Source organism: Brevundimonas sp. GW821-FHT12E07, from assembly GCF_058807035.1.
Window position 1 is genome coordinate 572,755 of sequence record NZ_JBXAQH010000001.1, and the last position, 14,330, is coordinate 587,084.

The window sequence follows — 14,330 nt, forward strand, 5'->3', positions numbered from 1 at the left end:
CCCCAACAATTCGACGAAGATATGGATAGGCTTCCCATGAAGGTACTCGTCCCCGTCAAACGGGTGATCGACTATAACGTCAAGGCCCGCGTCAAGGCCGACCAGACGGGTGTCGATCTCGCCAACGTCAAGATGAGCATGAACCCGTTCGACGAAATCGCCGTCGAAGAGGCCGTGCGCCTGAAGGAAGGCAAGGAACACCACGCCGCCGGCACCGCCGCCGAGATCGTGGTCGTCTCCATCGGCGTCACCCAGGCCCAGGAAACCATCCGCACCGCCCTGGCCATGGGCGCCGACCGCGGCATCCTGATCCAGTCGGACGCCGACCTGGAGCCGCTGGCGATCGCCAAGCTGCTCAAGGCTGTGGTCGAGGAAGAGAAACCCGACCTGGTCCTGATGGGCAAGCAGTCGATCGATGGCGACAACAACGCCGTCGGCCAGATGCTGGCGGCTCTGCTGGACTGGCCGCAAGCCACCTTCGCCTCCAAGGTCGTCATCGGCGACGGCAAGGCGACCGTGACGCGTGAAGTCGACGGCGGCCTGCAGACCATCGCGGCGACCCTGCCGGCCGTGGTCACGGTGGACCTGCGCCTCAACACCCCGCGCTACGCCTCCCTGCCCAACATCATGAAGGCCAAGAAGAAGGAGATCGCGGTCAAGGCGGTCGCCGACTATGGCGTGGACGTCGCCGACCGGCTGAAGGTCCTGAAGGTCACGGCCCCGGCGACCCGCTCGGCCGGCATCAAGGTGGCCGACGCCGCCGAACTCGTCTCCAAACTCAAGACCGCGGGAGCCCTGTAAATGGCCGTCCTCGTCATCGCCGATCACGACGGCTCGACCGTTCGCGACACCACCAACAAGACCGTCACCGCCGCCACCGCCATTGGCGGCGACGTTGATATTCTGGTCGTCGGGCAAGGCGCCAAGGCCGCCGCTGACGCCGCCGCCAAGATCGCCGGGGTCCGCAAGGTCCTGCTGGCCGAAAGCGCCGGTCTGGGCCACACCCTGGCCGAGGCCGTCGAGGCGACCGTGATCGCCCTGGCGCCGGGCTATGATGCGATCCTGTCGCCCGCCACCATGGACGGCAAGAACTTCATGCCGCGCATCGCCGCCAAGCTGGACGTCGCTCCGATCTCGGACATCGTCGAGGTCGTCTCGGCCGACACCTTCGTGCGCCCGATCTATGCCGGCAACGCGCTGGAGACCGTCCAGTCGTCGGACGCCAAGAAGATCATCACCGTGCGTCCGACCGGCTTCACCGCCGCGGCCGAAGGCGGTTCGGCTTCGGTCGAGACCGTCGCCGGTGCGGAAGCGCCGAAGACGACCTTCGTCGGCGAGGAACTGGTCAAGTCGGACCGTCCGGAACTGGGCGCCGCCAAGATCATCGTCTCGGGCGGCCGCGCCCTGGGCTCGTCGGAAGAGTTCCATGCCGTGATGGAGCCCCTGGCCGACAAGCTGGGCGCCGCCATCGGCGCCTCGCGCGCCGCCGTCGACGCGGGCTATGCCCCGAACGACTATCAGGTCGGCCAGACCGGCAAGGTCGTCGCGCCGGCCCTGTACATCGCCATCGGCATCTCGGGCGCCATCCAGCACCTGGCCGGGATGAAGGACTCCAAGACCATCGTCGCCATCAACAAGGATCCCGACGCCCCGATCTTCCAGGTCGCGGACTACGGCATCGTCGGTGACTACAAGACCGTCGTGCCGGAACTGATGGCCGCGCTCGGTTAAGATGACTGACCTGATCGCGAGGCGGGCATGACCGCTCGCCTCGCCGTCAGACTGACACCCGGAGCCTCCGCCGATCAGGTGGATGGATGGGAGGTCGATGCGGAGGAACGGCCCGTGCTCAAGGTCCGCGTCCGCGCCCGCCCGGTGGAAGGCGAGGCGAATGAAGCCCTTGTGAAATTGCTGGCCAAGACCCTCGGCGTTCCGCGATCCTCGGTCGCCCTGACCCATGGCGCCCAGTCGCGGTTGAAGCGGGTCAGGATCGACAACCTCGACGACGAGGGCGTGCGGGCAAGATTGTCCGCTTCCTGATTTTCGACCTTTACAGGCCGGGGAACGCACCGTTTCTATGTCGCCGTTCGGAAAGCCCGGCGGTGGTCGGGGACACGGGGAATATCCATGAAGATGTCTCGCCTGCGGGGAGCCAGCCTCGGCGTGCTTGCCTGCGCCATGGTCGGCGCATTCGGTCTGTCGGCCTGCGCCACGACCGGAACCTCCTCCTCGTCCAGCGCGAGCGCGGAGAGCAAGGCGCCCGAGCCTCTGGCCCCCGGCCTCGACTATGCGGCCAACCGCGATCCCTATCCCTCGACCTACCAGCCCCTGCCGCGCCAGAACTCGGCGATCGTGGGCGCGACGGTCTTCACCGGCACGGGCCAGAAGATCGAGAACGGCGTCGTCCTGATGGCCGACGGCAAGGTCCAGGCGGTCGGCGGCGCCGATCTGGCTGTCCCGGCCGGCTACACCGTCATCGACGCGCGAGGCCGCTGGGTGACCCCGGGCGTGATCGACGTTCACAGCCACCTCGGCGTCTATCCCTCGCCGGGCGTGCAGGGGATGTCGGACGGCAACGAAGCGACCAACCCCAACACCGCCCAGGTCTGGGCCGAGCATTCGGTCTGGCCGCAGGATCCGGGCTTCAACACCGCCCGCGCCGGCGGGGTGACCACGCTCCACATCCTGCCGGGATCGGCCAATCTGTTCGGCGGTCGCGGCGTGACCCTGCGCAACATTCCGGCGATGAGCGTCCAGGGCATGAAGCTGCCCGACGCCCCCTATTCGCTGAAGATGGCCTGCGGCGAGAACCCCAGCCGCGTCTATGGCTCGCGCAACCAGAGCCCGGCGACGGGCATGGGCAATGTCGCCGGCTACCGCGCCGCCTTCATCGCCGCGCGCGACTACAAGGCCAAGTGGGACAAGTGGCGCGACACGGGCAAGGGCGATCCGCCGACCCGCAACCTGCAGCTCGAGACCCTGGCCGACGTGCTGGACGGCAAGATTCTGGTCGAGAACCACTGCTACCGGGCCGACGAGATGATCGTCATGCTCGATATCGCCAAGGAATTTGGCTACAAGATCACCACCTTCCACCACGCCATCGAGGCCTACAAGATCGCGCCGCTTCTGGCCCGCGAGCACGTCTGCGCGGCCATGTGGTCCGGCTGGTGGGGCTTCAAGATGGAGGGGCTGGACGCGGTGGAATCCAACGCCGCCCTGGTCGACGCGCCAGAAGGCTCCTGCGCCGTCATCCACTCCGACGACCCGCAACTGACCCAGCGCCTCAATCAGGAGGCCGCGGCGACGCTCGCCGCCGGTCGCGCCGCCGGGCTGAACATTCCGGAGGAGCGGGCCGTGGCCTGGTTCACCCTGAACGCCGCCCGGGCCATCGGCATCGCCGATCAGACGGGTTCGCTGGAAGCCGGCAAGCGCGCCGATGTGGTGATCTGGTCCGCCGATCCCTTCTCGGTCTATGCCCGCGCCGATCAGGTCTTCGTCGACGGCGGCAAGGCCTTCGACCGGTTCGACCCGGCCTATCAGCCGACCTCCGATTTCGAACTGGGCCAGCCCGGCTATGGCCTGCAGGCCGCCACCGTGAACGAGGGAGCCCGCTGATGCGCCGCCTCATGACGAAAAGCGCCGCCCTCGGCGCGGTAGCCGCCGCCGCCCTCGGTGGCGCGGCCTTCGCCCAGTCCACCCCGGTCGCCATCACCGGCGGCAAGGTGCTGACCGGAACCTCGGTGATCGAGAACGGCACGGTAGTGCTCCAGAACGGCCGGATCGTTTCGGTCGGGACCGGTCCCGCCCCGGCCGGCGCCCGCGTCATCGACGCCACGGGCAAGACGGTCGCCCCGGGCTTCATCGCGGTGGATAGCGGCCTCGGCGGGTCGGAGGTGTCCTCGGTCCAGGGCTCCAACGACCTGGCCAGCGGCGCCAATACGATATCGGCCTCTTTCGATGTCTCCTACGGTCTGGACCCCTGGTCCTTCACCCTGCCGGTGGCGCGTCTGGGCGGCATCACCCGCGCCATCGTCGTGCCGAACCATCCGGGCGGCGGCGGCGGAAACCACAAGGACGACGGCGAGGACGACTTCGCCGGTCTGGGCGGCGGCGGTCTGCAGTCGCCGGGCCTGTTCGCGGGTCAGGCGGCCATCATCACCCTGGCGCAGGGCAACGACATCCTGATCAAGCCGCGCGTGGCCATGATCGCCCCGTTCGGCGAGGCGGGCGCCCGTGTCGCCGGCGGCGCGCGTGGGGCCGAGTTCATCCAGTTCAAGGAAACCCTGGCCGAGGTCCGCCTCTACGCCCGCAACAAGGCCGCCTATGACCGGGCGGCCCTGCGCGACCTCAGCCTGTCGCGCGCCGATCTGGAGGCCCTGATCCCGGTCGCCAACGGCTCGATGCCGCTGATCGTCACGGTGCACCGCGCCTCGGACATCCAGCAGGTGCTGCGTCTGGCCAAGGAAGAGGGCGTCAAGGTCATCCTGGACGGCGCCGAGGAAGGCTGGCTGGTCGCCGCCGACATCGCCGCCGCAGGCGTGCCCGCGCTCATCAACCCGATCGACAACCTGCCCGGCGATTTCGAGACACGCGCGGCGCGGATGGAGAATGCGGCGGCCCTCAATGCGGCCGGGGTGACCATCGCCATCAAGGGCAATGAGGGCTCGATCCACCGGGCCCGCGAGATGCGCTACAATGCCGGCAACGCCGTGTCCCACGGCCTGCCCTATGCGGCGGCCATCGCGGCCATGACGGTCAATCCGGCGAAGATTTTCGGTGAAGCCGGTCAGGCGGGCGAACTGACGCCCGGCGCCGCCGCCGACGTCGTGGTCTGGACCGGCGACCCGCTGGAGCCCCTGACGACGGCGACCAATGTCTTCATCGCCGGTCAGGAACAGCCGATCTCGAGCCGTCAGCTCCTGCTGCGCGACCGCTATCGCAACGGCGGGACCCAGGCGAGCGGGATGCCGGCGGCGTATAATCCGCAGTGATCACTGTCCTTCTCCCCTTGCGGGAGAAGGTGGCCGAGCGCAGCGAGGTCGGATGAGGGGTTGTGCAGGCGGTGAACGTCTGGGCGACACCCTCACCGGCCTCGACAGCGTGACCCCTCATCCGTCAGGCTCCGCCTGCCACCTTCTCCCGCAAGGGGAGAAGGGATAAACGGCCTCCCATGACCGCGCTTCCCCGCCTCTTCATCGACGCCGACGCCTGTCCGGTGAAGGACGAGGTGTATCGCGTGGGGGCGCGGTACGGCCTGCATGTGTTTGTGGTGTCCAACAGCTGGATCAACACCCCGCGCGAAAAGTGGATCGAACAGGTGGTGGTCGATGCGGGGCCGGACGTCGCCGACGACTGGATCGCCGAGCGCGCCGCGACCGGCGACGTGGTCATCACCGCCGATATTCCTCTGGCCGACCGCTGCCTGAAGGCGGGGGCGCAGGCGATCAAATCCAATGGCCAGTTCTTCACGCCCGACATGATCGGTTCGGCCCTGGCCGGGCGGATGGTCGGCGAGCATCTGCGCTCGATCGGGGTGGCGACCTCGGGTCCGCCGCCGTTCGGGCCGAAGGACCGGTCGAACTTCCTGCAGGCGCTGGATCAGGCCGTGGTCAAGGCCAAGCGGGCGCTGGCGCTGCAGGCGGCCGGGGCGCCCCGACCGTGACCGTCATTCCCGAAGACGAACTGGAGTTCCGTTTCTATCGCGCCGGCGGACCGGGCGGGCAGAACGTCAACAAGGTCGCGACCGCCGTCCAGATGCGGTTCGACGCGAAGAACTCGCCGTCCCTGCGCGATCCCGTGCGCGAGCGGCTGATGAAGCTGGCGGGCAGCCGGCTGACGCTGGACGGGGTGATCGTGATCACCGCCGTGCGTTTCCGCACCCAGGAACGCAACCGCGCCGACGCCATCGAGCGACTGCAGGAGCTGGTCGACAAGGCCTCGGTGGCCCCGACCTATCGCGTGCCGACCAAGCCGACCCGGGCCTCGAAGGAACGGCGGCTGGTCGCCAAGTCGCACCGCTCCGGCATCAAGAGCGGGCGCGGCAGGCCGATCTCCACCGACTAGCGGCCTGTCAGCGCGGCGGGCCGCCGCGACCGCCGCGCCCCATGCCCCGCCCTTGGCCTCTTCCCTGCTGGAGCTGGGTCTGGGGCAGTTCGGGCAGGGTCAGGACGCCGTCCTTGTCCGTATCGAGAAGGTCGAACCAGCGGTCGCCGGCGCGGGACCATTCCTCGGGTGTGATGCGCTGGTTGATGTCGACGTCGGCGGCCTTGACCGGCTCGGGTACGTTGAGCAGCCCGGCCATGGCGAGGATGGAGGTCGCCACCATGCCGCCGCGCGGGCCGCTGTGTGCGCCTTCGCCCATGCCGCCCCCGCCCCGACGACCGCCGCCGCCGCCGGGGCCGCCCATGCCGCCGCCGGGCATGCCCATGCCGCCATCTTGATCGTTGTCGGCGAGGGAGGCTCCGCCGCCGGGACGCCCGCCCCAGCCGCCGCCGCCCGGACCACCGGGACCGCCGGGGGCGCCGACCGGGCCCCTCATGCCGCCGCCCAGCTGACCGGCCATGGCCTCATAGGCGACGATCTCGGCCTGACCGATGATGCCGTCCCTGTTGGCGTCCAGCTTGTCGAACCAGCGCACGCCGTCGGCCATGAACTCGGCGCGGGTCAGCTTGCCGTCGTGATCCGCGTCGGCGCCCGCGAACCAGGCGGCGACGGGGTAGGGCTCGCCGGGAGCGGAGCGGAAGGGCTCGCCGAAGGGGCTGACAAACAGGCCCGGCGCCATGGGCGGTCCCCCTTCAGGGCCGCCGGGCCCGCCCGGCCCGTGCTCGGGGCCGGAGGCGCAGGCGGCGCAGGTCAGCGCAAGGCAGCCGACCGCAATCGGGCCGAAGGCGGCCAGAGACTTTCGCATGGGGGTATCCGGAGTGGAGAGAGAAGAGGAAGGCGTATCAGGTAGCAGGCGCGGCCGGAGCCGGGCGGAACAGCAGGGCGTTGATCTTGCCCTCGGGCGTCAGGTTGATGATCCACTGGGTCGGGGCGTTGGCGAACATGACCAGGAACAGCTCCGCGCCGTTCTGGGTCCCGACGTGGCTCATGCCGTTCAGGGCCCCGAAGCCCTGGATCAGGGGCGTGACCGTGGTGGCCTGTTCGCGGACCTTGGCGGCGAGGTCCGGAGTCATGGCGTCATAGTTGGGCGCGCCCGACTGCATGGCGGCGATGGTCGCCTTGAGCGCCGTCTCGGCGGCGGCGACCTTGGCGGGATCCGAGGGGGCGGCCGGTGCGGCCTGGGGTGCGGCGACGGGCGGCGCGCTCTGGGTCGGACGGTCGAAGGTGTTGGGCAGGGTGCCAGCCGCGCCCAGCGACTGGGCGGAGGCGGCGGCTGGAGCGACCAGGGCGGCGGCGAGGGCGGCGAGAGCCGTCAGTGTGGTCTTGGTCATGGGTGATCCGCGAAACCGGTCGTCACCGATGGATGATCGACCAAATGGACAGAAGAAGGGCGCCGATCGAGGCGCTTGTTGCAACGCTGATACAAACCACCAGCCAGGCGGGCGTTCCAGACTTCTGGATCACGACCGTCTCGGGACGCGGCGGATCCTGCACCAGACGCGACAGGGCGCGGGCGCCGGAGATCAGTTCGCGCACGCCGTCGCGGATCTGGGCCCGGGGGCCGAGTTCGCGCAGGATCCAGCGCTCGACCACCGGCCGGGCGGCGGCCCAGAGGTCGTGATCGGGATTCAGGCGGCGCGCTACTCCCTCGACCGAGACCATGGTCTTCTGCAGCAGGATCAGTTCGGGCCGCAGATGCATGTCGAACAGGGCGGTGATCTCGAACAGCTGGCCCAGAAGCCGGCCCATGGAGACCTGTGACGCCTGTTTGCCGATGACCGGCTCTCCGACCGCGCGCAGGGCCTGGGCAAAGGCCTCGACCGAATGGTTGGGCGGGACATAGCCGGCCTCGAAATGCACCCGGGCGATGCGCGGATAGTCCCGCTGCAGGAAGCCCCAGAGGATTTCCGCGAGGTAGCGCCGCTCGCCGGGGCCGAGGCGGCCGACGATGCCGAAGTCGACGGCGGTCAGTTCGGCCGGGGCCGAGGCGAAGAGGTTACCCTCGTGCAGGTCGGCGTGGAAGGCGCCGTAGTCGAGCGCCTGGCTCAGGAAGGCGCGCACGACATTGTCGGCCAGGGCGTCCTTGTCGAGGCCGGGCTGTTCGACGCACAGGGGATCGGTCATGGGCATGCCGTTGGCCCATTCCAGCGTCAGCACCCGCTTGCCGACCCCGTCCCAGACCACGCCCGGCGCGGTCATATGGGCCCCGTCCTCGGACGCAGCCTTGTCCATGATGTCCTTCATCTCGGAGGCGGCGGCCGCCTCCAGACGCATGTCCAGCTCCAGCTCCATCGAGCGGGCGATGGTCTCGACGAAGGCGTCGGGCTCAAGCCGGCGGGCGACAGGGACGAAGCGATGCACCAGCCGGGCGGCCAGACGCATGGAGTCCAGCCCGCGCGCCACGCGGCGCTCGACGCCGGGGCGCAGGATCTTGACCGCCACCTTGCGGCCGTCCGCCAGCCAGGCCGGATGGGCCTGGGCCAGGGAGGCCGCGCCGATGGGATCGCCGAAGTCGAGGAACAGGCTGTCGACCGGTCGGCCCAGCGACCGCTCGATCTCGCGCCGCGCCTGGTCGGTCGGGAAGGGGGCCAGCTTGTCCTTGAGGCGGCCGAGGTCGGTGGCGAACTCTCCGCCGAAGATGTCGGCGCGGGTGGCCAGGACCTGACCCAGTTTGATGGCCACGGGGCCCAGATGTTCGAAGGCCTTGCCCAGACGCTGGCCGGGGCGGCCCTCGCGGCCCTCGCGGCCGGCGAACAGATGGACGAAGGCGGCGAGCGGCCGGACCCAGGCAGGCAGAAGCGGGGTGATCTCGCGCGGGATCAGGGCGTCGTGGCGGGCGAGGACCGAGCCCCAGCCCATCAGCCGCCAGGCGGCGCCGACGGGATCGCGCACGGGCACGGCCTTCGGCGCGGCCGGAGCGACCCTGAAGGTCCCGGGATCAGGAGGCGGCGGCGTGGTCAGATCGCCCACCCGAAGTGGATGGCCGCGACCCCGCCCGACAGATTGGTCACCGAGACGTTGCGGAAGCCCGCCGTCTCGATCATCGCCTTGAAGGTCGACTGGTCCGGGAAGCGGCGGATGCTCTCGACCAGATACTGGTAGCTGTCACGGTCGTGGGCGACCCATTGGCCGATGGCCGGAATGGCGTGGAAGGACCAGGCGTCATAGGCCTGACGGATGACCTCGGTCGTGGGTCGCGAGAACTCCAGGCACAGGAACCGGCCGCCCGGCTTGAGCACCCGGCGCGCCTCGGACAGGGCCACGGCGATGTCGGCGACGTTCCTGATGCCGAAGCTGATCGAATAGGCGTCGACCGAGGCCTCGGGCAGGGGCAGGGACATGGCGTCGCCGACCGTCCACTGCATCTCGGGCTCGCCGCCCTTCTGGACGCCTGCCATGATCATCTCGGCATTGTAGTCCAGCACGATGACCGAGGCGTCGTCGCCGCCGCGCCGCTCCTGGGCCCGGCGCGCCATCTTCGAATAGCGCCGCGCCATGTCGCCCGTGCCGCCCGCGACGTCGAGGATGGTCTCGCCCGGGCGCGGGTTCAGCTTGGCCGCCGCCGCATCCTTCCAGAGCCGGTGGACGCCGCCGCTCATCAGGTCGTTCATCAGGTCGTAGTTGGAGGCGACGCTGTCGAACACGCCGCGCACCATCTTCACCTTCTCCTTCGCGTCGACGTCGCGGAAGCCGAAGGAGGAGGTGTCGCCCGAAGAATGCGGGCCGAAATCGTGAGAGCCGGGGGAGGAGGCGCTGGTCATGACAGGGGTCTAGCTCTTCGCAGGCGCGGCGTCACCGGGCCTGTTTGTCCCGCCCTTCGATTGGGCACCGACCGCCATCGGGGGGGCGTCGTCCAGCTCGGCCAGGGCCTGGTCATAGAGGGCGATCAACCGTTCCTCCTGGGCGACCATGTCCTCCAGCATCAGGAGGGTGCGCATCAGCCGCACCTTGGCGTCCTTGCCCGTCGCCAGCAGTTCGACAAGGCCGGTCGCGGCCTCATAGCCGGCCAGGTTCACGTCATCCAGATTGCCCTGGTCCCGGTAGAGGGCGGCCAGCATGAAGACCTCCCGCGGGTTCATATGCTCCATCAGCTCGCCGCCCGAGACGCTGGTCCAGACGGCATCGCTGACGTGGGTGGGGTGCAGGCCGGTCGCGAACAGCTGGCGGGCGGCGCCCACGGCGGCCTCGCGTGACACCGGCGCTTCCAGCGACCCCATGCTCTCGCCGAAGACCTGCTTCAGCCGCTGGTGGTGGGGCAGGGCGTCGGGATGGGTGATCAGGTCGCGGTTGGCCTGGATCTCGGCGCGCAGGAAGCCGCGCATCTCCTTCACCCGCGCCGCCGTCTTCTGGTCGTCCGCCCATTGGGAGACGGCCATGGCAACGACGACCGACAGGATGATCAGGGCGCTTTCAAAGGCGCCCTTGACGAGCCAGGGCCGCCAGTTGGGGACGGGCTTCGGCGCCGTCTTGCCCGTGGTCTGGGCGGGATGGGCCGGATTGTTACTGGGCGCTTCGGACATGCCGCCACCCTTACCGCGATCCGGCCGGTTGCAAAGGTCTGGCTTACACCCGCCTAGCTGACTCTGGGGCGGGGCAGGCCGAGATCGCGCATGACGCCGCGCATGATGCCGTAACAGCCGCACGACGCCTGTTCGAGCGCCTCGCGGTCGGTCACCTCGACCCAGCCGCGACCGCGCTTGATCAAATGCTTGCCCTCCAGAACGGCCCCGACCTCGCTGACCGTGGCGCGGCGCACGCCCAGCATGCCGGCGATGTCGGACTGGGTCAGTTCGAAGCGGTCGCCCTCGGAGCGGTCGTGGATGGTCAGCAGCCAGCGGGCCAGACGCTCGTCCAGACGGTGCTGGGCGTTGCAGGCGGCCGTCTGCTGGACCTGGGCGAACAGGCCTTCGGTGAACCGGGACAGCGACTTGCGCATGGCCTCGCTGCGACCGAGGGCGTCGGAGAAGATGTCGTTGGGCAGGCAGGCGGCGAGGCCGTCCGACTGGGAGATGGCGCGGCTGAAGGCGCGGGCGTTCATCGGGCCGCAGGTGACGCCAACCAGCCCCTCGCGGCCGATGGCGGCGGTCTCGATCATCTTGTCGTCGGGCAGCATGGTCATCAGCGAGACCACGCCCTTGAGCGGGAACCAGACCTCGTCGACGGCCTCGCCGGCGTCGTACAGCATCTGGCCCTGGTCGAAGGCCCGTTCCGTCAGGTGCGGCTCGATCCGCTTGCGATTGGCGGGCTCGAGCGAAGCGATCCAGAGATTGTCCATGGGGTCACTCCCTTGCTTAGCCGTATCAACGGCGACGCTCGGTAACGCCCAAGCTTCGAACTGCGTTCCTTTGACGCGATGCGCGCTTGTGAGGGACCGTCGAGAAGGCTAGGGCGGAGAGAGGCGAGGAACACAAAATGGCGCAAATGCCTGTTGACGTTGCGGAAACCCTGGCCGCGCTGCCGCTGTGGAGCCGCGCGGACGATCCGCGTCCGGCCATCGCCCGCACCCTGATCTTCAAGGATTTCAACGCGGCGTTCGGCTTCATGACCCGCGTCGCCCTGATGGCCGACAAGATGGATCACCATCCGGAATGGTCGAACGTCTACAACCGGGTCAGCGTGGTCCTGACCACCCATGACGCCGGCGGCGTCACCGAGCTCGATATCAAGATGGCCCGTTTCATCGACGAGGCCGCGCAAATGCTGGGAGCGAAAGAATGACCGGACGCGTCGAAGGCAAGAAGGCCCTGATCACGGGCGCCGCCGGGGGGCTGGGCGAGGCCTTCGCCTGGATGTTGGCGCGCGAGGGGGCGAAGGTCGCCCTCAGCGACATCGACGGCGGTCGCGCCGAGGCCCTGGCGGCGGCCATCAATGCGGAAATCCCGGGGGTGGCCTTCGCCTATGCCCATGATGTGGCGTCCGAAGAGCAGTGGGCCTCGGTCGTCGCCGCGGCCGCCGCCGATCTGGGCGGGCTGTCGGTGCTGATCAACAACGCCGGCGTCGGCGGCCCCCTCGTCTTCGTCGAGGAGGACACGGCCGAGAACTGGCAGCGCCAGTACGAAATCAACCTGCGCTCGGTGATGTTCGGCTGCAAACACGCCATGCCGCACCTGCGCGCCGCGGCTCCCGCCTCCATCATCAACATCTCGTCCATGGCCGGCCTCGCCGCCGCGCCGGGCATGGGCGCCTATAACGCCACCAAGGCCGGGGTCTGGAACTACAGCCGCACGATCGCACTCGAGGCCGCCAAGATGGAGTGGAACGTCCGCTCGAACTCGGTCCACCCGGTCTTCATCAAGACCCCGATCCTGGATCCTTTCGTCGCCATGGCCCACGGCGACGAGGCCAAGGCCCACGAACGTCTGGCGCGCGGCATTCCGCTGAAGCGCATCGGCGAGCCGAACGACGTGGCCTATTGCGTGCTCTATCTGGCTTCGGACGAATCGAAGTTCGTGACGGGGTCGGAGTTCCGCATCGACGGCGGGATGCTGGCTCAGTAACGCACTAGCGTTCCATCACCAGACAGGTCGAGGTGGCGGTGGCGTAGAGCTTCCCGTCCAGGCCGCGCAGCTCGGCCTCGGAGAAGGCGGCGCGGCGACCCATCTGGACGATCTTGCCGACGGCGCGGACCGGGACATCCGCCTTCAGCGCCTTGTGGAAGACGGTCTTGAGCTCCAGCGTCGTATAGGTCTGGCCGGGCCTAAGCATGGAATGGACCACGCAGCCGCAGGCCGAATCGAGCACCGTGGCCATCCAGCCGCCGTGGACCGTGCCCAGCGGATTATAGACGGCGCGGGTCGGAACGGCCTCGAAGACGACGCGACCTTCCTCGACCTCGACCAGGTCGAAGCCGACGGTCCTGGCGATCGGCGCGATCGGCGCCTTGCCTTCCATGCCGAGGCGCAGCTGCTCGATACCGGACAGGTCGGCCAGTGATGCGGTGATGGATTCGGACATGCGACGCTCCGGGGAGGTTGCGACAAGGTCCGTTTACAATAAGGACGCACAAGCCGGTGGCAAGCGCGTCCTTATCTCATGTTCGTGTAGTCCAAGCCTGGGCTTAAAGGCCCGGCAGCTTGAAGCCGTTCGAGCGGCGCGGCTGGATGCTGATGCCGGCGGTGTTGCCGGTCAGGGCTTCCAGGCGGGCATGTTCGCTGGCGGCGTCGATGGTCACTGCGCCCTGGGCCGTCTGGCTGACGGTCGGGGCCTGGCTTTCGGCGCTGTCCTTGCGCCAGAACATGACGCGGTTGGCGAAGCTTTCTTCCTTGTGCGTCAGGTCGCCGAACTCGTCGTCGACGACATAGCGGGCCAGCGGGTCGGCGCGCTCGGCGCCGGCGGCGGTGACCAGGGCCGTCTCGCCCGGCGTGCGGGTGATCGACTGACGCTGACCCAGAAGGATCTGGCGGGCGGCGCTTTCGGGCGCCAGTTCCTGCGGACGCGGCTGGCCGGGCGCCGGCGGGCGCAGGCCGTACTCGGGCGGCACGCTCAGCGGAGCGGTGGAGACGGTGACGAACTCGTCAGGCACGACCTTGGTCAGGCCGATGCTCTGCTTCAGGCCGCCACAGGCGCCGAGCGCCACGGTGGATACGGCCAGCAGGCTGACGACGGCGAGGCTGCGAATGCGCATGTGTGGGCTCAACTCCGGCGGCGCTTGGTGAGGCGCGCCCTGCACTCAGGAATGGGAAACACTCAAGAGCGGCTGATTACGACTTTTCGTGGACAACGCCAACCTGAGCGGCTTTTCGATCCGACAAAACGCTGTCGAGGATCAGCAGAACCACGCCGATGGTGATGGCGCTGTCGGCGATGTTGAACACCCAGGGGAAGATGCCCGTGCCCGAAAAGTCCAGAAAATCGACAACATAGCCGAAGCGGATGCGGTCGATGGCATTGCCGAGCGCCCCGCCGATGACGAAACCGATGGCGGTGATCAGAAGGCGCCGATCCGCCTGGGTGGCCCACCAGGCCAGGCCGCCGGCGACGACGACCGAGAAGAGCGACAGCACCCAACGGGCCGAACCGCCTCCGAATAGGCCGAAGCTGACGCCGGTGTTCTCGACATAGCTGATGTTGAAAACCGGCGGGAAGACGAAGACCCGGCCGACGTCGCGCAGCTCCAGCCCGCCCAGAATATAGGCCTTGCTCCACTGGTCCAGGACGATGATGGCCAGGGCGAAGCCGTAGGCGGCCCAGGCGATGCGGGGGATGCGGTCGGGGAATTTCATGCG

Annotated in this window: 18 protein-coding genes; 9 read left to right on the forward strand and 9 right to left on the reverse strand. The window is 68.7% G+C overall.

Going from position 1 to position 14,330, the window contains the following annotated elements; all coding sequences use genetic code 11:
• The first annotated feature begins 36 nt into the window (after window positions 1-36).
• The 7 genes from AC1ROD_RS02885 (at window position 37) to arfB (ending at window position 6,066) form a co-directional block, all read left to right on the forward strand.
• A complete protein-coding gene (locus AC1ROD_RS02885; protein WP_492946750.1) occupies window positions 37-801 on the forward strand; it encodes an electron transfer flavoprotein subunit beta/FixA family protein in 765 nt (254 codons plus the stop codon).
• Window positions 802-1,731 (forward strand): electron transfer flavoprotein subunit alpha/FixB family protein, encoded by a 930-nt coding sequence (locus AC1ROD_RS02890; protein ID WP_492946751.1) that lies wholly within the window; start codon window positions 802-804, stop codon window positions 1,729-1,731.
• 27 nt (window positions 1,732-1,758) lie between these two features.
• Window positions 1,759-2,040, forward strand: a complete 282-nt coding sequence (locus AC1ROD_RS02895; RefSeq protein WP_492946752.1) for a DUF167 domain-containing protein — start codon at window positions 1,759-1,761, stop codon at window positions 2,038-2,040.
• 87 nt (window positions 2,041-2,127) lie between these two features.
• The gene (locus AC1ROD_RS02900) at window positions 2,128-3,618 is read left to right on the forward strand and encodes an amidohydrolase (RefSeq protein ID WP_492946753.1); all 1,491 of its coding nucleotides are present in this window, start codon (window positions 2,128-2,130) and stop codon (window positions 3,616-3,618) included.
• Window positions 3,618-4,994: an amidohydrolase family protein gene (locus tag AC1ROD_RS02905; protein ID WP_492946754.1), complete on the forward strand. Its 1,377-nt coding sequence runs from the start codon at window positions 3,618-3,620 to the stop codon at window positions 4,992-4,994. The genes AC1ROD_RS02900 and AC1ROD_RS02905 overlap by 1 nt, the downstream gene beginning before the upstream one ends.
• A 179-nt stretch (window positions 4,995-5,173) precedes the next feature.
• The gene (locus AC1ROD_RS02910) at window positions 5,174-5,665 is read left to right on the forward strand and encodes a YaiI/YqxD family protein (RefSeq protein ID WP_492946755.1); all 492 of its coding nucleotides are present in this window, start codon (window positions 5,174-5,176) and stop codon (window positions 5,663-5,665) included.
• A complete protein-coding gene (gene arfB, locus AC1ROD_RS02915; RefSeq protein ID WP_492946756.1) occupies window positions 5,662-6,066 on the forward strand; it encodes an alternative ribosome rescue aminoacyl-tRNA hydrolase ArfB in 405 nt (134 codons plus the stop codon). The genes AC1ROD_RS02910 and arfB overlap by 4 nt, the downstream gene beginning before the upstream one ends.
• Window positions 6,067-6,073: 7 nt before the next feature.
• On the opposite strand, the gene AC1ROD_RS02920 is transcribed toward arfB, so the two are convergent.
• The 6 genes from AC1ROD_RS02920 to AC1ROD_RS02945 all read right to left on the reverse strand — a co-directional run bounded on the left by AC1ROD_RS02920 (window position 6,074) and on the right by AC1ROD_RS02945 (window position 11,380).
• Window positions 6,074-6,910: an EF-hand domain-containing protein gene (locus tag AC1ROD_RS02920; protein WP_492946757.1), complete on the reverse strand. Its 837-nt coding sequence runs from the start codon at window positions 6,908-6,910 to the stop codon at window positions 6,074-6,076.
• A gap of 37 nt (window positions 6,911-6,947) precedes the next feature.
• Window positions 6,948-7,436, reverse strand: coding sequence for a hypothetical protein (locus AC1ROD_RS02925; protein WP_492946758.1), 489 nt, complete (start codon window positions 7,434-7,436; stop codon window positions 6,948-6,950).
• A gap of 22 nt (window positions 7,437-7,458) precedes the next feature.
• Window positions 7,459-8,964: a 2-polyprenylphenol 6-hydroxylase gene (ubiB, locus tag AC1ROD_RS02930; protein ID WP_492947725.1), complete on the reverse strand. Its 1,506-nt coding sequence runs from the start codon at window positions 8,962-8,964 to the stop codon at window positions 7,459-7,461.
• 98 nt (window positions 8,965-9,062) lie between these two features.
• Window positions 9,063-9,866, reverse strand: coding sequence for a class I SAM-dependent methyltransferase (locus tag AC1ROD_RS02935; RefSeq protein WP_492946759.1), 804 nt, complete (start codon window positions 9,864-9,866; stop codon window positions 9,063-9,065).
• A gap of 9 nt (window positions 9,867-9,875) precedes the next feature.
• Window positions 9,876-10,625, reverse strand: coding sequence for a hypothetical protein (locus tag AC1ROD_RS02940; protein ID WP_492946760.1), 750 nt, complete (start codon window positions 10,623-10,625; stop codon window positions 9,876-9,878).
• Between the two features lie 53 nt (window positions 10,626-10,678).
• The gene (locus AC1ROD_RS02945) at window positions 10,679-11,380 is read right to left on the reverse strand and encodes a Crp/Fnr family transcriptional regulator (protein ID WP_492946761.1); all 702 of its coding nucleotides are present in this window, start codon (window positions 11,378-11,380) and stop codon (window positions 10,679-10,681) included.
• A gap of 137 nt (window positions 11,381-11,517) precedes the next feature.
• Between AC1ROD_RS02945 and AC1ROD_RS02950 the strand changes: the two genes are divergently transcribed.
• Together AC1ROD_RS02950 and AC1ROD_RS02955 are read left to right on the forward strand one after the other, a co-directional pair.
• The gene (locus tag AC1ROD_RS02950) at window positions 11,518-11,823 is read left to right on the forward strand and encodes a 4a-hydroxytetrahydrobiopterin dehydratase (protein ID WP_492946762.1); all 306 of its coding nucleotides are present in this window, start codon (window positions 11,518-11,520) and stop codon (window positions 11,821-11,823) included.
• Complete coding sequence (locus tag AC1ROD_RS02955) at window positions 11,820-12,602, forward strand: SDR family oxidoreductase (RefSeq protein WP_492946763.1); 783 nt, start codon at window positions 11,820-11,822, stop codon at window positions 12,600-12,602. The genes AC1ROD_RS02950 and AC1ROD_RS02955 overlap by 4 nt, the downstream gene beginning before the upstream one ends.
• Window positions 12,603-12,606: 4 nt before the next feature.
• Here the strand turns inward: AC1ROD_RS02955 and AC1ROD_RS02960 are convergent, their stop codons facing one another.
• The 3 genes from AC1ROD_RS02960 to lspA all read right to left on the reverse strand — a co-directional run bounded on the left by AC1ROD_RS02960 (window position 12,607) and on the right by lspA (window position 14,327).
• Window positions 12,607-13,059 (reverse strand): PaaI family thioesterase, encoded by a 453-nt coding sequence (locus tag AC1ROD_RS02960; protein ID WP_492946764.1) that lies wholly within the window; start codon window positions 13,057-13,059, stop codon window positions 12,607-12,609.
• 103 nt (window positions 13,060-13,162) lie between these two features.
• Window positions 13,163-13,729 (reverse strand): DUF3035 domain-containing protein, encoded by a 567-nt coding sequence (locus AC1ROD_RS02965; RefSeq protein ID WP_492946765.1) that lies wholly within the window; start codon window positions 13,727-13,729, stop codon window positions 13,163-13,165.
• Window positions 13,730-13,805: 76 nt separating this feature from the next.
• The gene (lspA, locus tag AC1ROD_RS02970) at window positions 13,806-14,327 is read right to left on the reverse strand and encodes a signal peptidase II (RefSeq protein WP_492946766.1); all 522 of its coding nucleotides are present in this window, start codon (window positions 14,325-14,327) and stop codon (window positions 13,806-13,808) included.
• Window positions 14,328-14,330: the final 3 nt, after the last annotated feature.